Raw genomic sequence first — 18,831 nt, 5'->3', positions numbered from 1 at the left:
GATGTTCGGCTGTATGAATAAGCTTTCGATGTTGGGGGCGGCGTTCGCGCTGCTCGCAGGAAACAGCGCGCTGGCGGCCATGGGGCCATTCGAGGTCTACGAACAGGCATTGCGCAACGATCCGGTGTTCCTTGGCGCGATCAAAGAGCGCGACGCGGGCCTGGAAAACCGCATCATCGGCCGCGCCGGGCTGTTGCCGAGACTGGGTTACAACTACAACCGGGGCCACAACACCTCGAAGGCCACGCAACTGACCGCTCGCGGCAATCTGACCGAAGACCGCAACTACAACAGCTACGGCTCGACCCTGACCTTGCAGCAACCGTTGCTCGACTACGAAGCCTACGCGGCGTATCGCAAAGGCGTGGCGCAGTCGCTGTTCGCCGACGAAGCGTTTCGCGGCAAGAGTCAGGAACTGCTGGTACGGGTGCTGGACAACTACACCAAAGCCTTGTTCGCCCAGGATCAGATCGACATCGCCCAGGCCAAGAAGAAGGCTTACGAGCAGCAGTTCCAGCAGAACGAACACATGTTCAAACAGGGCGAGGGCACCCGCACCGACATTCTCGAAGCCGAGTCGCGCTACGAACTGGCGACCGCCGAAGAGATCGAGGCGCGCAACGAGCAGGACGCCGCGCTGCGTGAACTGGGCGCGCTGGTCGGCGTGCAGACGGTGGATATCAGCGAGCTGGCACCACTGGATCAGAACTTCCAGACCTTTGCGTTGATGCCGGCCAACTACGACACCTGGCATGAGCTGGCGATCAGCAACAACCCCAACCTGGCGTCGCAACGGCAAGCGGTAGAAGTGGCCAAGTACGAAGTCGAGCGCAACCGCGCCGGGCACCTGCCGAAAGTCAGTGCCTATGCGTCGATCCGCAAGACTGAATCGGACAGCGGCAACACCTATAACCAGCGCTATGACACCAACACCATCGGCTTTGAAGTCAACGTTCCACTGTATGCCGGTGGCGGGGTGTCGGCCTCGACCCGTCAGGCCAGCCGCACCATGGAGCAGGCGGAATACGAACTCGACGGCAAGACCCGCGAAACCTTGATCGAACTGCGCCGCCAGTTCAGCGCCTGCCTGTCGGGCGTCAACAAGTTGCGTGCCTATCAGAAGGCCCTGGCGTCGGCTGAAGCGCTGGTGGTGTCGACCAAGCAAAGCATTCTTGGCGGTGAACGGACGAACCTCGATGCGCTGAACGCCGAACAGCAACTGTTTACCACCCGCCGCGATCTGGCTCAGGCGCGCTATGACTATTTGATGGCCTGGACCAAGCTGCATTACTACGCGGGGACCTTGAACGAACAGGATCTGGTGCGGGTGGATGAGGCGTTCGGACAAGGCCCGAAAACCCAGTAACACTGAAAATCCTGTAGGCGCTTGAAGCAGAGCAAAAGATCGCAGCCTGCGGCAGCTCCTACATTGAGCAAGAACTGGCTGAACAGTAATCCCTGTAGGAGCTGCCGAAGGCTGCGATCTTTTGATCTGGCTGTCAGTGCCTGCAAAACAATAAGAAAAGTGAGTGGTGAACATGGACGTACGCATCAAGCCGGCAGCGGTCGGCACCCTGTTGCTCGCAGTTTCCATCGCGCAAGCCCATGCGCAGTACCTTGAATCCGGCAAGCCCGGCGATCCCGCCAGTTGGCGCAGCGTCGAATTCCAGCGCGACTGGGGCCTGGCGCGGATGCAGGCCGATCAGGCTTACGCCGCCGGTATCACCGGCAAAGGCGTGAAGATCGGCGCCCTCGACTCCGGCTTCGATGCCGCCCACCCTGAGTTCGCCAGCGACCGCTACCACCCGGTGCTGGCCTCCGGCAGCTACGTCGACGGTTCGCTGTTCAACGTCAACGGCACCCTCAACCCCAACAACGACTCCCACGGCACTCACGTGGTCGGCACCATGGGCGCCAGCCGTGACGGCACCGGCATGCACGGCGTGGCGTACAACGCGCAGATCTACGTCGGCAACACCAACAACAACGACAGTTTCCTCTTCGGCCCCAAACCCGACCCGCGCTATTTCAAAGCCGCGTATGACGCGCTGGCCGCCGCCGGCGTACGTGCGATCAACAACAGTTGGGGCAGCCAGCCGCCGGATGTCAGCTACCGCACTTTGGCCGATCTGCACGCCGCATACGCTCAGCACTGGAATCAGGGCACTTGGCTCGACGCGGCGGCGGACGTCTCGCGCCGTGGCGTGATCAACGTGTTCAGTGCCGGCAACAGCGGCTACCCGAACGCCAGCGTGCGCTCGGCGTTGCCGTACTTTCAGCCGGATCTGGAAGGCCACTGGCTGGCAGTCTCCGGGCTGGACCAAAGCAATCAGCAGAAGTACAACCAGTGCGGCATCGCCAAATACTGGTGCATCACCACGCCGGGGGCGAAGATCGACAGCACCATTCCGGGCGGCGGTTATGCGATCAAGTCCGGCACTTCGATGGCCGCGCCGCACGCCACCGGGGCGCTGGCGCTGGTGATGGAACGTTATCCGTACATGAACAACCAGCAGGCGCTCGACGTGCTCCTGACCACCGCCACGCAACTCGACGGTTCGGTCACCGATGCGCCGACCGAGCGGGTCGGCTGGGGCGTGGCCAACCTCAATCGGGCGATGCACGGGCCGGGGCAATTGCTCGGCGCGTTTGATGCCAATCTGGCCGCCGGGCAGAGCGATGTGTGGAGCAATGACATCTCCGACAAGGCATTGATTCAGCGCCAGCGCGAAGACCTCGCCGAACACCGCGCCTGGCAGCAGACCCTGCAGGACAAAGGCTGGCAAAACGGTATTCCGGCCGGCGCCAGTCAGCAGGATCAGACCGACTACGCGGTCGGTATGGCGCGTGATGCCGCAGCGGCGACGCGGGTCTATCAGGGCAGCCTGATCAAGTCCGGGGCAGGGCGCTTGTTGCTGACCGGTGACAACACCTTCCGTGGCCCGACCACGGTCAATGGCGGCTTGCTCAGCGTCAACGGCTCGCTGGCCTCGGCGGTGACCGTCAACGACAGCGGCACCCTCGGCGGTTCGGGTCGGATCGCCTCGTTGAACGCCAACAGCGGCGGCCGCGTGGCACCGGGCAACTCCATCGGCACGTTGAACGTGACCGGTGACGTGACCTTCGCGCCAGGCTCGACCTACGCGGTCGAGCTGTCGCCGACCAGCAGCGACCGCATCGTCGCCGGCGGCAGCGCGAGCATCAGCGGTGCCACGGTCAGCCTGTCGCTGGAAAACAGCCCGACCCTGCTCAGCACCACTCAAGCGCGCAGCCTGCTTGGGCATTCGTACGACATTCTGCAAGCAGCCGGCGGCATTCAGGGTCAGTTCGGCGCGGTGCTGCCGGACTATCTGTTTATCGGCGGCAACCTCGACTACGCGGCCAACGCCATTCAGCTCGACATCCAGCGCAATGCGACCTCGTTCGCCAGCGTCGGGCGGACCCCGAATCAGCGTGCGGTGGCGACTGCAGTCGAAGGTTTGGGCGCCGGCAACTCGGTGTACGAAAGCTTGCTGCTGTCAGCGTCTGCCGCTTCGGCGCAACAGGCGTTCCAGCAACTCAGCGGGGAAATCTACCCGGCACTGGGCTCGATGCTGATCAATGACAGCCGCCAGTTGCGCGACGCGGTCGGCGAACGTCTGCACGATGCCAACGCCACGCCAGGCAATGGCTGGATCAAGGCCCTTGGCGCCTGGGGTTCGACCGACGCCGGTAACGACACTTCGCGCTACAGCACCTCGATCGGCGGCTTGCTCGCCGGTGTCGACGGCGCGCTGGATGAGCAGACGCGCATCGGTCTGGTCACCGGTTACAGCGACAGCTCGCTGAACATGGGCTCGGACACGCACTCGTCGGCCAAGGTCGACAGCTATCACCTCGGCGCTTACGCCGGTCACGACATCGGCGCCTGGCGCCTGAGCACCGGCGCGGCCTACAGCTGGCATCGTGCCGATGTGAAACGCGATCTGCAATACGGCGACGTCAGCGCCAAACAGAAAGCCAAGGTCGATGCGGCCACCACCCAGGTCTTCGGTGAAGCGGCTTATCGCCTGAACATGCAACCGGTCGCGCTGGAGCCGTTCGCCAACCTCGCTTACGTGCATCTGAACACTGAAGGCTTTACCGAAAAGGGCGACGCGGCGGCGCTGAAAAGCTCGGGCGATCAGCGCGACGCAGTGCTCAGCACTCTCGGTGTACGGGCGGTCAAGCGCTTCAATCTGTCGACTCAACAGTCGCTGGATGTCAGTGGTCGTCTCGGCTGGCAGCACAGCCTGAGCGACATCGACGCCGAACAGCATCTGCGCTTCGCCAGCGGCAGCACACCGTATTCGGTCGAGAGTTCGGCACTGGTGCGTGATGCGGCGCTGGTCGGCGTGCAAGCCAGCCTGGCGTTGAGCAAGGACGTACGGGTCAACCTCGATTACAACGGACAACTGGCCAACCGCGAGAAGAGCCATGGCGTGGGGTTGAGCCTGAACTGGCAGTTCTGACGGAGGATGAATACGTCCCCTGTAGGAGCTGCCGAAGGCTGCGATCTTTTGACTTTGATTTTTTAACAACAAGATCAAAAGATCGCAGCCTGCGGCAGCTCCTACAGGGGGGATGTGAGCACACACCTGTGGTGAGGGGATTCATCCCCGAAGGGCCGCGAAGCGGCCCCGATAGTCGGGTGTGCGACTGCTGCGCAGTCGATCGGGGATAAATCCCCTCGCCACAAGCGTTATTTCCCAGGCCCGGGTGTGGGCCTGGTACACGGATTTTTCGCAACAACACTAAGGAAGGTCGCTGGATGAATAACAACAATACCCCCGCGCAAACGGGCGGTCGCTTCGCCATGAAAACCCTCAATTGCGCCATGCTCTGCGCACTGGCCACCTGGGGCACCGCGCACGCGGCGCCTTATGTGGAAAACGGCCGCAGCGGTGATCCTGCCAGTTGGCGCAGCGCCGAGTTCCAGGCGGAATGGGGCCTGGGCGCCATCGGGGCGGATTCCGCTTACGCTGCCGGCTACACCGGTAAAGGCGTCAAACTGGGAATCTTCGACCAGCCGGTGTATGCCGCGCATCCGGAGTTCTCCGGCCCCAACAAAGTCGTGACCCTGGTCACCAGCGGGATCCGCGAATACACCGACCCTTACATCCCGGTCAAAGCCGGGGACGCGTTCCGCTATGACGGTTCGCCCTCGGTCGGTTCCGACGGCAAGCTCGGCGCCCACGGTACTCACGTCGGTGGTATTGCCGCCGGCAGCCGTGACGGCGGGCCGATGCACGGCGTGGCGTTCGGTGCGCAGATCATCAGCGCCGACAACGGCGACCCGGGCCCGGAAGACGGCATTGTCCGTGGCAACGACGGCGCGGTGTACAAGGCCGGTTGGGATGCGCTGATCGCCAGTGGCGCGCGGATCATCAACAACAGTTGGGGCATCGGCATCACTGACCGTTTCGACCTCGGCGGCCGCGACCCGGCGTATCCGCACTTCACCGTCAACGACGCGCAAGTGCAGTTCAACGAGATCCGCACACTGCTCGGCACCAAGCCCGGCGGCGCCTACGACGGCGCGATTGCCGCCGCCCGCAGCGGTATCGTGACGATTTTTGCCGCCGGCAACGATTACAACCTGAACAACCCGGACGCCATCGCCGGCCTCGGTTACTTCGTGCCGGACATCGCGCCGAACTGGATCACCGTCGCCGCGTTGCAGAAGAACCCGGATCTGGCCAGCGCCAACCCGTACATCATGAGTACGTTCTCTTCGCGTTGCGGTTACACCGCGAGCTTCTGCGTTTCGGCACCGGGCACCAAGATCTTCAGCTCGATCATCGAAGGCACCAATGCCGACAACCTGACCACCGGCTACAAAAACTACAACGGCACCTCGATGGCGGCGCCGCACGTGGCCGGCTCGATGGCGGTGTTGATGGAGCGCTTCCCGTACATGACGGGTGACCAGGTCGCCACGGTGCTGCGTACCACCGCCACCGACCTCGGCGCACCGGGCATCGACGCCTTGTACGGCTGGGGCATGATCAACCTGCGCAAGGGCATTGATGGCCCGGCGATGTTCGTCACCGAACAGGACATCCCGGAGGAATTCCGCATTCAGGGTGCCTACGGTTCCGGGCAATTTGTTGCGGACCTGCCGGGCATCGGCGCGATCATCGACAAGGGCAAACCGACCGAGCGCGTGTGCACCGACATCACTTGCGGCCTCGACACCTGGCGCAACGACATTTCCGGACACGGTGGCCTGACCAAGCAGGGCATCGGCACACTGGTGCTGACTGGCAACAACAGCTACAGCGGCCCGACCCTGGTCAATCAGGGGCGTCTGGCGATCAACGGCTCGCTGGCTTCGGCAGTCACGGTCAACGACAGCGGCATCCTTGGCGGTAATGGCCGCATCGGCGCACTGACCGCGAAAAGCGGCGGTACCGTGGCGCCGGGCAACTCGATCGGCACGCTGAATGTCGCCGGTGACGTGACCTTCGAGCGAGGGTCGACCTACGCGGTGGAAGTCTCGCCGACCAGCAGCGACAAGATCGTTGCCGGTGGCAAAGCGCTGATCGATGGCGCCACGGTCAGTCTGTCGCTGGAAAACAGCCCGACCTTGCTGACCACGACTGAAGTGAAGAGCCTGCTCGGTTCGCAGTTCAACATCCTGCAAGCGGCCGGTGGTATTCAGGGACAGTTCGGGCAAGTGCTGCCGAACTACGCGTTCCTTGGCGGTACCCTGGCGTATTCGGCGAACGGCGTGCAACTGGACGTCGGGCGCAACGGCGCGTCGTTCGCCAGTGTCGGCCTGACGCCGAACCAGCGTGCGGTTGGCGCGGCTGCCGAGGGTCTGGGCGCGGGCAATGCGTTGTTCGAAACCTTGCTGCTGTCGCCAAACGCAGCGTCGGCGCAACAGGCGTTCCAGCAACTCTCCGGTGAGATTCATCCCGCCATTGGCACGATGCTGATCAACGACAGTCGTTACCTGCGTGAAGCGGTGGGCGAGCGTCTGCGTGAGCGTGATCTGTTCAATGCCGACGCACCGACTGACGAGCGCAGCAACGCCTGGGTCAAGGTACTGGGTTCGTGGGGCAAGAGCGATGGCGGCCATGAAAACGCCGACGCCAACAGCTCCATTGGCGGGCTGCTGGCCGGTGTCGACGGTTTGATTGCTGAAGATACGCGTCTGGGTTTCGTTACCGGTTATAGCGACAGTTCGTTGAACATGGGCAGTGGCACGCATTCGTCGGCCTCGGTCGACAGCTATCACTTGGGTGCGTACCTGGGGCATCAGATCGATGCGCTGCGTCTGACCGCCGGTGCGGCTTACAGCTGGCACCGAGTGGACGTGAAGCGTGATCTGCAGTTCGCGGGCGTCAATGGCAAAGAGAAAACCAAGCACGATGCCGCGACCACTCAGGTGTTCACCGAAGCGGCTTACGATCTGCGTCTGCAACCGATGAATCTGGAGCCGTTCGCCAACCTGTCGTACGTGCACTTGAACACCGAGAGCTTCACCGAAAAGGGTGATGCCGCGGCGCTCAAGGGCGGCGAAGACAATCGCGACGTGGTGCTGTCGACCCTTGGTGTGCGTGCCAAGCGCAGCTTCGCGCTGTCGGACAAGCATCAGCTGGAGCTGGGCGCGACCCTCGGCTGGCAGCACAATCTGAGCAGTGTCGATGCTGACAGCCACTTGGCCTTCGCCAATGGCAACAGCGCCTTCACCGTACAGAGTGTGTCGATGGATCGTGACGCGGCGGTGGTCGGCGTACGCGCCGGGCTGGCGCTCAATCGCGATGTCCGGGTCAACCTGGACTACAACGGACTGATCGGTAATAACGAGAAGGACCACGGTGTGGGTCTGACCCTCGACTGGCAGTTCTAAACGCGTGCCGGCAGTCCCTTGCGGGCTGCCGGTTTTGAAGGAAGAGAGAGCACAACATGGGATTGTTCGATTACAAAAATGCCGATGGCAAAGCGTTGTACAGCGATGCCATCGCCCTGACGCTGTATGCCTACACGCCCACCGGCCAGCCTTTGCCGGCCACCGCCTGGAAACCGCTCAGCGCCACGGCACTGGGGTATCAGGGCAAGGTCGGCGCGCAAGGCACGTTCTTCGGCGAGAAGGACGGCTTCACCAGCGCCGAGGCCGAAGTGCTTGGCAAGTACGACGCCGGCGGCAAATTGATCGGCATCGGCGTGGCCTTTCGCGGCACTGGCGGGCTGGGCTACAGCGACACCTTCGGCGACATGAAGAACAATTTGCTCGCCGCCATCGGCCCATCGGATTACGCGAGCAACTACGCGAAAAACGCCTTCGACAATCTGCTCAAGGCCGTCGCCGCGTTCGCGCTTGCCAACGGCATTGCCGCCAAGGACGTGCTGTTCAGCGGTCACAGCCTCGGTGGCCTCGGGGTCAACAGCGTCGCCGAGTTGAGCGCCAGCAACTGGGGCGGATTCTTCAAGGACGCCAACTACATCGCGTTCGCTTCACCGACCCAGAGCAGCACCGGCAATCACGTGTTGAACATCGGTTACGAAAACGATCCGGTGTTCCGCGCACTGGACGGCACCACGTTCAGCAGCGGGTCGCTGGGCAAGCACGACGGGCCGCATGAGTCGACCACCGACAACATCGTTAACTTCAATGACTACTACGCGTCCACCGCGCAGAACCTGGTGCCGTTCAGCATCGTCAATCCGCTGAGCTGGTCGGCCCACGGCTCGTTGGGGTATGCCGACGGCTTGAACCGGGTCATCGACTCGAAGTTCTACAACCTGACGCACAAGGACTCGACCCTCATCGTCTCCAACCTTGAGGAAGCGTCCCGGGGCAAGACTTGGGTCGAGGACTTGGGGCGCAGCGGCGAGCCGCACACCGGCAGCACTTTCATCATCGGCACCCAGAGCGGCGACTGGCTCAAGGGCGGGGCGGGTAACGACTTCCTCGAAGGCCTGGGCGGTGATGACCGGTTCCGCGATGACGGTGGCTTTAACATTCTGCTCGGTGGTCAGGGCCACAACACGTTCGAGCTGCAGAAACCGCTGCAGAATTTCAGCTTCGCCAACGACGGTGACGGCACGCTGTATGTGCGCGACGCCTACGGCGGCATCAGCATGACCCGCGACATCGGCGCGCTGGTGAGCAAGGAGTCGGGTTCGTGGTGGGGCAGCAAGGACATTACCTGGGGCGTCACGGCCAAGGGTTTGACCAATGGCAACGAGCTGACCCAGTACACCCATTCGCTCAATGGCGATGCGTACGGCAATGCGCTGCACGCCAGCGCCGACGGTGACTGGCTGTTCGGTCTGGGGGGCGATGACAAGCTGATCAGCGACAAGGGCCACGTGACCTTCGTGGGCGGCGCCGGCAATGACGTGATGACGGCGGTGGGCGGCAACAACACCTTCCTGTTCAGCGGCGCGTTCGGTTTTGATGCGATCAATGGTTACCAGGGCAGCGACAAACTGGTGTTCATGGGCGTCGAAGGCGCGGGGCAGGGCTATGACTACAAGCAGCACGCAGCACAATCCGGCGCGGATACGGTGCTGAAGATTGGCGAGTATGCCGTGACCCTGGTGGGGGTGGGAGTGGCTAACCTGTCGGACTCGGCGTTCGTTTTCGCCTAGCTCTAATGTGGGAGCGAGCTTGCTCGCGAAAGCGGTGTGCCAGCCAAGCAAATGGCAGCTGACACTCCCTCTTCGCGAGCAAGCTCGCTCCCACAGATTTGATGTGTAAGTAGTGAAAATGCTCCGGGGCGTGCCCGTGAGGGGCGCCCTGGCTGTGAGCTATCTCTGACAATTCCAACAAAAGAGAGGCAATAGCAATGGGTGTGTATGACTACAAGAACTTCGGTACAGCCGATTCCAAGGCATTGTTCAGCGATGCCATGGCGATCACGCTGTATTCCTATCACAACCTCGATAACGGCTTTGCCGCCGGTTATCAGCACAACGGTTTCGGCCTCGGCCTGCCCGCCACGTTGGTGACCGCGCTGCTCGGTGGCACCGATTCGCAAGGGGTGATCCCCGGCATTCCGTGGAACCCCGACTCGGAAAAACTCGCCCTCGACGCGGTGAAAAAGGCTGGCTGGACACCGATCACCGCCTCGCAACTGGGCTACGACGGCAAGACCGACGCGCGCGGAACCTTCTTCGGCGAGAAGGCCGGTTACACCACCGCTCAGGTGGAAATTCTCGGCAAGTACGACGCTCAGGGGCATCTCACGGAAATCGGCATCGCTTTTCGCGGCACCAGTGGCCCACGGGAAAACCTGATCCTCGACTCCATCGGCGATGTGATCAACGACCTGCTGGCAGCTTTCGGCCCGAAGGACTACGCCAAGAATTACGTCGGCGAAGCGTTCGGCAATCTACTGAACGACGTGGTGGCGTTCGCCAAGGCCAATGGCCTCAGCGGCAAGGATGTGCTGGTCAGCGGCCACAGCCTCGGAGGACTGGCGGTCAACAGCATGGCTGACCTGAGTGGCGGCAAGTGGGGTGGATTCTTCGCCGATTCCAACTACATCGCCTACGCCTCGCCGACCCAGAGCAGCACCGACAAGGTGCTCAACGTCGGTTACGAAAACGATCCGGTGTTCCGCGCCCTCGACGGCTCGACCTTCACCGGCGCCTCGGTCGGCGTGCACGACGCGCCCAAGGAATCGGCCACCGACAACATCGTCAGCTTCAACGATCACTACGCCTCGACCGCGTGGAATCTGCTGCCGTTCTCCATCCTCAACATCCCGACCTGGATTTCGCACCTGCCGACTGCGTACGGCGACGGCATGAACCGGATCATCGAGTCGAAGTTCTATGACCTGACCAGCAAGGACTCGACGATCATCGTCGCCAACCTGTCGGATCCGGCGCGGGCCAACACCTGGGTGCAGGACCTGAACCGCAACGCCGAAACCCACAAGGGCAGCACCTTCATCATCGGCAGCGACAGCAACGACCTGATCCAGGGCGGCAGCGGCAATGACTACCTCGAAGGGCGCGCCGGCAACGACACTTTCCGTGACGTTGGCGGCTACAACGTGATTCTTGGTGGCGCGGGCAACAACACACTCGAGTTGCAGAAATCGGTGAACACCTTCGACTTCGCCAACGACGGTGCCGGCAACCTGTACATCCGCGACGCCAATGGCGGGATCAGCATCACCCGTGACATCGGCAGCATCGTCACCAAGGAGCCAGGCTTCCTCTGGGGCCTGTTCAAGGACGACGTGACCCACAGCGTCACGGCCAGCGGTTTGAAGGTCGGCAACAACGTCACCCAGTATGAGTCCAGCGTCAAAGGCACCAGTGGCGCCGATACGCTCAAGGCGCATGCCGGCGGTGACTGGCTGTTCGGCCTGGACGGCAACGACCACTTGATTGGTGGCACGGGTAACGACGTGTTTGTCGGTGGCGCCGGCAATGACCTGATGGAGTCCGGGGGCGGGGCGGATACGTTCCTGTTCAACGGCGCGTTCGGTCAGGATCGGGTGGTGGGTTTTACGGCCAACGACAAACTGGTGTTCCTTGGCGTACAGGGTGTGTTGCCCAATGATGACTTCCGCGCACATGCCTCGACGGTGGGGCAGGACACGGTACTGAAGTTTGGCGGTGACTCGGTGACGCTGGTTGGGGTGGCGCTGAATAGCCTCAGCGCCGATGGAATTGTGATCGCCTGAGGTTGAAGCGGCGTCTGTAAGGACGCCATCGCGGGCAAGCCCGCTCCCACAGGGTTTTGCGGCGTACACAAGCTTTGTGAACGGCCTATAACCTGTGGGAGCGGGCTTGCCCGCGATTGAAGGATTACTCGGTATCAAAAGTGACTCGATAGCCACACCCTGACTCAAAAGCTGTGCAAACAGCAAAAGCGGCCTAAAGCCAGCACGTGCCCACACGTTCTATAGCCAGCCGCCATTGAGTACAGGAGATGCACACGTGAGAAGGGTCAAGGGGTATGTCGGACTTGTCGGACTGGCGCTGTTATCGGCCAATGCCTGGGCCGATCTGCCGCCAACCTCGATTCTGAGCCGCTATGGCATCAGCAGCGATCAACTGCCGAAACCGGCGAAGACGGAAGCAATCGAACCGGTTGAAGAGAAAAGCCTGTTTCAGATCCAGCCCGAACAGCCGTTCGTGACCATTCGCCTGGGTGACGGTAAACAACAGCAGGCCACTGGCAATCTGAGCATTGACCGCATGACCCAGCAGGATCTGGAGCGCTGCCGACGTCTGCAAGCCGAGCTGGCGCGGCGCGGTGAGCAGTATTTCAGCTGTGATCACAGCCTTGTGGGCTTGCCTGCTTTCGAATAACCCACACAGATCACGCTCTCCCTGTAGGAGCTGCCGCAGGCTGCGATCTTTTGATCTTGTTTTTAAAATCAAAATCAAAAGATCGCAGCCTGCGGCAGCTCCTACAGGTAAAACGGGGTGTCAGTCTTCCTTGCGTACGGTCGCTACTTCATCGGAGCGGACCTTCACCTTGGTCCCGGAAATGTCCTCGAACTCATAGAATCCGTCCTTGTTCTTGGTTTTCGGCATGTCCTTGGTCAAATACTGGGTGCCGTTCTGCAAGGTCACCACGGTCGGTGTCGAGCAACCGCCCAATGCCAGTAAGGCGACTACCGCCAGGGGAAGACCCAGAGTCTTGATATTCATACCCACCTCAAATACCTCATTCCATATGAATTGACCGTATCCGGTCTCTAACGCGGTTGGTGCCATCGAACCGAGAAAAGTTCGATGTCACCCTGAAAAAATCCCGATTGCCGCTGCCATTGATCTTTTTCCGTTTGCACGCGACCGGGCAGAGCTGGTATCTGTACGCATAACCAGTACTCGCTCGCCATGGCCCTGAATTCCCGTGACTGCCAACCCACTCGACGATCCGTTCTATTACCTCAACAACTTCCGGCAAGTACTTGATTGGCTTGAGCTTCGCTATGCCGATGTGATGAGCGAATCCGAGCATGGCTTCATCCGCGACTTCAAGATCTTGCCGCGCGCTTCGCAGGGGCTGCTGGTGCGCATGGTCATGCGCAAGGGCGTGCATTTTCGCCTCGGCAAACTCAACTACCCGGAAATCGGCGACATCAGCGACGCTGCGCAGCCATTGTTGAGTCACGGCTGGCTCGACGATCAGGCTCTGTTGAGCGTGGCCGAGGTGTTCGACGTGTTGCTCAAGGCTGAACTGCTGCAGGCGTTCGGCCAGTTCATCGAACAGCCCAAGGGGCGCAAGGACGACTGGCTGCCGGCGCTCGCCGAGCAATTCAGCGAGTCGCGCAGCCTCTCCGATTGGGCACCGACGCTCGGCGACCGCTTGCTCAGCCTGACCATCATGGACCTGTGCGACCGTCTGCGTCTGATGTTCTTCGGCAACCTGTACCAGGACTGGTCGGAATTCGTCCTCGCCGACCTCGGCATCTTTACCTACGAAAAAGTCGAATTGTGCGCCGACTCCCGTGGCCTGCGCAGCCGCGAAGACGTCGACGCCTGCCTGTTCTTGCATCAGTGCCAGCAACGCTTTGAAGCGGGTGAGCCGTTGGAAGCCATTGTCGAGCAGGTCAGCGCACTGCAATTCGACAACCCGTGGCTGCAACGGCGGCGCGGCAAGGTGTTGTTCCAGATCGGCCAGTATTGCGAACGCATCACTGAGTTCGCCCTGGCGCTGAGCATTTACCGCGATTGCGCCTACCCCGGCGCCCGTCAGCGAATGATCCGGGTGCTGGAGCGCTGCGGCGAATACGCACGGGCGCTGGAGCTCGCGACGCTTGCCGAACAGGCGCCGGAAAGCGCCGCCGAACAGCAGAGCCTGCAACGGATGTTGCCACGGCTGCGGCGCAAACTCGGCGGGCCGCCACTCAAGCGGGCAGCGCCACGCCCGGTCGAGCGCCTCGATCTGCAACTGCCGCGTACTGATCCGGGATTGTCAGTGGAGTTCCATGTGCAAGCGCATCTGCACGAAGACAGCGGCCCGGTGCATTACGTCGAGAACAGCCTGATCAACTCGCTGTTCGGCCTGCTGTGCTGGCCGGCGATTTTCGCACCGTTGCCGGGGGCGTTTTTTCATCCTTTTCAGCGCGGGCCGGTGGACCTGCTCAACGAAGACTTTCAGCAACGCCGCGCCGAACTGTTCCAGGCCTGCCTTGATCAGCTCGACGATGGCCGTTACGCCGCAACCATTCGTGAGCGGTTCGTCGCCAAATGGGGCGTGCAGTCGCCGTTCGTGTTTTGGGGCGCGTTGAATGAGCAACTGCTGGAGCAGGCGCTGGCGTGCTTGCCTGCCCAGCACCTCAAGCACTGGTTCAATCGCCTGCTGCTCGACATCAAGGCCAACCGCGCCGGTATGCCCGACCTGATCCAGTTCTGGCCGCAGCACAAGACCTACCGGATGATCGAAGTCAAAGGCCCGGGTGACCGCCTGCAGGACAACCAGCTGCGCTGGCTGGAGTTCTGCCACCAACACCAGATGCCGGTCGCCGTGTGCTACGTGCAATGGGCGGAGCAGAGCGCTTGAGCTACAGCATTGCCGTGCGCGCCCTGTGCGAGTTCACCGCCAAGACCGGCGACCTCGACCTGCGTTTTACCCCTTCGCCGACAGCGCTCGAAGGCATGCTCGGGCACCGTACCGTGGCTTCACGGCGCAGCGATAAATACCAAAGCGAGGTGGCACTGGAAGGCGAGTTTCTGCAATTGAAAGTCAGGGGCAGGGCGGACGGCTACGACCCGGCGCAGAACTGCCTGGAAGAAGTCAAAACCTATCGCGGCGACCTCAGCAAGCAACCGGCCAACCACCGCCAGTTGCATTGGGCGCAGGCGAAAATTTACGGCTGGCTGATGTGCCGCAAGCTTGAACTTGAACAGATCAATCTGGCGCTGGTGTATTTCGACATCGTCAGCGAAAAGGAAACCTGTCTGGTCGAGGCCTTCAGTGCGCCGATCTTGCAGGCGTTTTTCGAACAACAATGCCGGTTGTTCCTGAACTGGGCCGAGCAGGAAATGGCCCATCGCGAGGCGCGCAATCTGGCCGCACAGCAATTGGCCTTTCCCCATGCCGACTTTCGCCCCGGCCAACGGCATCTGGCCGAATCGGTGTTCAAGGCGGTCAGCACCGGCCGTTGTCTGATGGCCCAGGCGCCCACCGGGATCGGCAAGACCCTCGGCACGTTGTTTCCCCTGCTCAAGGCGCTGGCGCCGCAGCAACTGGACAAGGTGTTTTTTCTGACCGCCAAGACCCCGGGGCGCAAACTGGCGCTGGATGCCAGTCAGGTGTTATTCGATCAAGCGCAACATTTGCCGCTGCGGGTGCTGGAGATGGTCGCCCGGGACAAGGCTTGCGAACACCCGGACAAAGCCTGTCACGGCGAATCCTGCCCGTTGGCCCAGGGCTTCTATGATCGCCTGCCCGCCGCCCGGCAAGCGGCCAGCCGGATCAATCTGCTCGATCAGGCGGCGATGCGCGAAGTGGCCCGTCAGCACACGGTTTGCCCGTATTACCTGAGCCAGGAGATGGCGCGCTGGGCCGACGTGGTGGTAGCGGACTACAACTATTACTTCGATTTCAGTGCGCTGCTGTTCGGCCTGGCTCAGCTCAACCAGTGGAAAGTCGCGGTGCTGGCCGATGAAGCGCACAACCTGGTCGAACGCGGGCGCTCGATGTACAGCGCCAGTCTCGATCAGGCCGCGCTGGTCAGCGTACGCAAGTCCGCCCCCGAAGCCTTGAAGAAATCCCTGCAACGGGTCAACCGCGAGTGGAACGCGCTGCATCAGCCGCAGCTGGCGCCGTATCAAGCCTACGACAAGGCCCCGGAGAAACTGCTGCAAGCCGTGTCCCTGTGCACTGCGGCCATTGGCGATTACCTCAATGATCATCCGCAGGGGCTCGACAGCGCGCTGCAAACCTTCTATTTCGACATGCTGCAGTTTGGCCGGGTCGCGGAGCTGTTCGACGAGCATTACCTGTTCGACATCAGCAAGCGCGACCTCGAGCGTAAACGACCGCTGTCGCAACTTTGCCTGCGCAACGTGGTGCCGGCGGCGTTCCTCGGCCCGCGCCTGAAAGCGGCGCGCAGCAGCGTGCTGTTCTCGGCGACACTTAGCCCGCGGCGCTATTACGCCGATCTGCTCGGCACGCCCGCCGACACGGTCTGGATCGATGTCGAATCGCCGTTCAGCGCCGAACAGCTGCAGGTGCAGATCGTCAGCCGCATTTCCACGCGCTTCAATCATCGGCAGGCGTCGCTGGAACCGATCGTCGAGCTGATCGCCCGCCAGTTCAGTGAACGCCCGGGCAATTACCTGGCGTTCTTCAGCAGCTTCGATTACCTGCAACAGGTACTGACGCTGCTCGCCGAACGCCATCCGCAGATCAATCTGTGGCAGCAGTCCCGGGGCATGGCCGAAGGGCAGCGGCAGGCCTTTCTCGATCAGTTCACCGCCGACAGCCAGGGCGTCGGCTTCGCCGTGTTGGGCGGTGCGTTCGGTGAGGGCATCGACCTGCCCGGGGCACGGCTGATCGGCGCGTTCATTGCGACTCTGGGGCTGGCGCAGCTCAACCCGGTCAACGAACAGTTGAAACGGCGCATGGCGGCGATTTTCGGTGCCGGTTACGACTACACCTATCTGTATCCGGGCGTGCAGAAAGTGGTGCAGGCTGCCGGGCGGGTGATCCGCACGCGTGAGGATCGCGGCGTGGTGATGCTGATCGATGACCGCTTCGCCGAACCCAGGATCCAGCAACTGTTGCCACGCTGGTGGTCGCTCGGCACAGACGCGCCCTCGATCAATCCGCTGATCACGCCGTGAATTGAAGCGCGTTTACACCTTCCCATGGCGCCGGATTGCCGCATACTTGCGCTAATGAAAACCAGCGGTGAACCTGATGAGTGACAACCCGAGCAAAACTGCCGCGATCGAGGAGATGCGTTTTCGTCTGCTGATCGATGCGGTGGTCGATTATGCGATTTACATGATCGATCCGGACGGCATCATCACCAGTTGGAACACGGGGGCCAAACGCTTCAAGGGCTACGACAAGCAAGAAATCATCGGCGAGCATTTCTCGCGTTTCTACACCGAGCAGGACCGCGCGGCAGGCTTGCCGCAACGGGCGCTGGACACCGCAATTCGCGAGGGCCGATTCGAAGGCGAAGGCTGGCGCGTTCGCAAGGACGGTATGCATTTCTGGTGCCATGTGGTAATCGACCCGATCATCGATCCGGACGGCACGCTGCTGGGCTTCGCCAAGATCACCCGCGACCTGACCGACCGCAAAATGGCCGAAGAAACCCTCAAGCAAAGCGAGCAGCAGTTCCGTCTGCTGGTGCAGGGCGTCACGGACTACGCGCTTTACATGCTCAGCCCCGACGGTCGGGTATCCAACTGGAATCAGGGCGCCCAGCGAATCAAGGGGTATCGGCCGGAAGAAATCATCGGCGAGCATTTCTCGGTCTTCTACACCGCTGAGGACCGCGAGCGCGGCGAGCCGCAACGGGCGCTGGAAATCGCGGCGCGGGAAGGGCGTTTCGAAAACAAAAGCTGGCGAGTGCGCAAGGACGGCAGCCGATTCTTCGCCCATGTGGTGGTGGATGCCATTCGTGGCGAGACCGGGACATTGCTCGGCTTCGCGAAAATTACCCGTGACGTGACCGAGGTCCATGAGTCGCAGCAGGCGCTGGAGAAAACCCGCGAGGCATTGCTCCAGGCGCAGAAGATGCAGGCCATCGGTCAGCTCAGCGGCGGCATTGCCCACGACTTCAACAACCTGCTGACCGTGATCCTCGGCAACCTGGAAATTGTGCGCAAGCGTGTGGGTGACGACCCGAAAATCAATCGCCTGCTGGAAAATGCCACACAAGGTGCGCTGCGTGGCGTCTCACTGACCCAACGCATGCTGGCCTTTGCCCGGCGTCAGGAGCTCAAGACCGAACCGGTCGACATCGTGCAACTGGTGCAAGGCATTACCGGGCTGTTGCGCAGTTCGCTGGGGCCGGGGATCAGTATCGAAACCTCGCTGCCCGCGGGACTGGAACCGGTACTGGCCGATACCAATCAACTGGAACTGGCGGTGCTCAATCTGGCAACCAATGCCCGCGACGCCATGCCCGATGGCGGCAGCGTGGTGATCAGCGCCCGGGCGGAAGTCGTCCTTGAACCGAGCGATTCGACCCTGGCGGCGGGACGTTATGTGTGCCTGAGTCTGCGCGACACCGGCGAAGGCATGGACGAGCATACGCTGGCCTCGGCCCGGGATCCGTTTTTTACCACCAAAGGCCTGGGCAAAGGCACCGGGCTGGGGCTGTCGATGGTGCACGGATTCATTGAGCAGCTCGGTGGCCGTTTCATCCTCAAGAGCGAAAAGGGACAAGGCACGACAGCCGAACTCTGGTTACCGGTCGCGGCGGAAGGCGCACAGGCCCCACGGGTGCTGCCAGGCAGCGAAGCCATCACGGTGCCACGCCTCAGCGTGCTGGTCGTGGACGACGATTCGCTGGTGTTGACCAGCACCACGCTGTTGCTCGAAGACCTTGGCCATCGTGTGGTCAGCGCGACCTCCGGTGCCAGGGCGCTGGCGTTGTTCGAGCAGGGCGAAGTCATCGATTTGATGATCACCGACATGGCCATGCCGCAGATGAGCGGCGCGCAATTGGCGCACGCAGTGCGTCTGCTCAAACCGGATCTGCCGATCGTCCTGGCGACCGGTTACGCCGAACGTCTGGAGGGTTTTGCCGCGCAATTGCCGCGTCTGCCCAAGCCGTTCACCCAGTTGAACCTGATGGAAATCATCGCCCGGTCGATGAAGTGAATCCGCCTGAACTTGTCCGGGGCAGGGGCCTTCTAACA

Annotated in this window: 10 protein-coding genes; 9 read left to right on the top strand and 1 reads right to left on the bottom strand. The window is 61.9% G+C overall.

Going from position 1 to position 18,831, the window contains the following annotated elements; translation table 11 throughout:
* Window position 1 precedes the first annotated feature (1 nt).
* From KVQ82_RS15735 to KVQ82_RS15710, 6 genes are all read left to right on the top strand, one after another.
* Entirely contained in the window at window positions 2-1,366 is a 1,365-nt protein-coding gene (locus KVQ82_RS15735) for a TolC family outer membrane protein (RefSeq protein ID WP_222014393.1), read from the top strand.
* Window positions 1,367-1,538: 172 nt separating this feature from the next.
* Window positions 1,539-4,490, top strand: coding sequence for an autotransporter serine protease (locus KVQ82_RS15730; RefSeq protein ID WP_222014392.1), 2,952 nt, complete (start codon window positions 1,539-1,541; stop codon window positions 4,488-4,490).
* Between the two features lie 344 nt (window positions 4,491-4,834).
* Complete coding sequence (locus KVQ82_RS15725; RefSeq protein WP_260688122.1) at window positions 4,835-7,876, top strand: autotransporter serine protease; 3,042 nt, start codon at window positions 4,835-4,837, stop codon at window positions 7,874-7,876.
* 56 nt (window positions 7,877-7,932) lie between these two features.
* Window positions 7,933-9,621 (top strand): polyurethanase, encoded by a 1,689-nt coding sequence (locus KVQ82_RS15720; protein WP_222014390.1) that lies wholly within the window; start codon window positions 7,933-7,935, stop codon window positions 9,619-9,621.
* 197 nt (window positions 9,622-9,818) lie between these two features.
* On the top strand, window positions 9,819-11,672 hold the full coding sequence (locus KVQ82_RS15715; protein ID WP_222014389.1) for a polyurethanase: 1,854 nt from the start codon (window positions 9,819-9,821) through the stop codon (window positions 11,670-11,672).
* Between the two features lie 256 nt (window positions 11,673-11,928).
* Window positions 11,929-12,303, top strand: a complete 375-nt coding sequence (locus KVQ82_RS15710; RefSeq protein ID WP_041064152.1) for a hypothetical protein — start codon at window positions 11,929-11,931, stop codon at window positions 12,301-12,303.
* Between the two features lie 120 nt (window positions 12,304-12,423).
* On the opposite strand, the gene KVQ82_RS15705 is transcribed toward KVQ82_RS15710, so the two are convergent.
* Complete coding sequence (locus KVQ82_RS15705; protein WP_086791308.1) at window positions 12,424-12,648, bottom strand: YgdI/YgdR family lipoprotein; 225 nt, start codon at window positions 12,646-12,648, stop codon at window positions 12,424-12,426.
* Window positions 12,649-12,853: 205 nt separating this feature from the next.
* Between KVQ82_RS15705 and KVQ82_RS15700 the strand changes: the two genes are divergently transcribed.
* The 3 genes from KVQ82_RS15700 to KVQ82_RS15690 all read left to right on the top strand — a co-directional run bounded on the left by KVQ82_RS15700 (window position 12,854) and on the right by KVQ82_RS15690 (window position 18,793).
* Window positions 12,854-14,506 carry a VRR-NUC domain-containing protein gene (locus KVQ82_RS15700; RefSeq protein ID WP_222014388.1) on the top strand — a complete coding sequence of 551 codons (1,653 nt, stop codon included), beginning with the start codon at window positions 12,854-12,856 and terminating at the stop codon, window positions 14,504-14,506.
* Window positions 14,503-16,794, top strand: a complete 2,292-nt coding sequence (locus tag KVQ82_RS15695; RefSeq protein ID WP_222014387.1) for an ATP-dependent DNA helicase — start codon at window positions 14,503-14,505, stop codon at window positions 16,792-16,794. Before KVQ82_RS15700 ends, KVQ82_RS15695 begins: the two co-directional genes overlap by 4 nt.
* Before the next feature lie 76 nt (window positions 16,795-16,870).
* Window positions 16,871-18,793 (top strand): PAS domain-containing sensor histidine kinase, encoded by a 1,923-nt coding sequence (locus tag KVQ82_RS15690; protein WP_222014386.1) that lies wholly within the window; start codon window positions 16,871-16,873, stop codon window positions 18,791-18,793.
* Window positions 18,794-18,831 lie beyond the last annotated feature (38 nt).

Origin of the sequence: Pseudomonas sp. AO-1 (genome assembly GCF_019775695.1) — a bacterium.
GTDB lineage: Bacteria > Pseudomonadota > Gammaproteobacteria > Pseudomonadales > Pseudomonadaceae > Aquipseudomonas > Aquipseudomonas parakoreensis.
This window is presented reverse-complemented; position numbering and strand designations above follow the sequence as displayed.

Excerpts from the sequence above, each read along its gene's own strand:
- KVQ82_RS15735 (WP_222014393.1), top strand. The coding sequence starts at position 2 with ATGTTCGGCTGTATGAATAAGCTTTCGATGTTGGGGGCGGCGTTCGCG.
- KVQ82_RS15730 (WP_222014392.1), top strand. The coding sequence starts at position 1,539 with ATGGACGTACGCATCAAGCCGGCAGCGGTCGGCACCCTGTTGCTCGCA.
- KVQ82_RS15725 (WP_260688122.1), top strand. The coding sequence starts at position 4,835 with ATGAAAACCCTCAATTGCGCCATGCTCTGCGCACTGGCCACCTGGGGC.
- KVQ82_RS15720 (WP_222014390.1), top strand. The coding sequence starts at position 7,933 with ATGGGATTGTTCGATTACAAAAATGCCGATGGCAAAGCGTTGTACAGC.
- KVQ82_RS15715 (WP_222014389.1), top strand. The coding sequence starts at position 9,819 with ATGGGTGTGTATGACTACAAGAACTTCGGTACAGCCGATTCCAAGGCA.
- KVQ82_RS15705 (WP_086791308.1), bottom strand. The coding sequence starts at position 12,648 with ATGAATATCAAGACTCTGGGTCTTCCCCTGGCGGTAGTCGCCTTACTG.
- KVQ82_RS15690 (WP_222014386.1), top strand. The coding sequence starts at position 16,871 with ATGAGTGACAACCCGAGCAAAACTGCCGCGATCGAGGAGATGCGTTTT.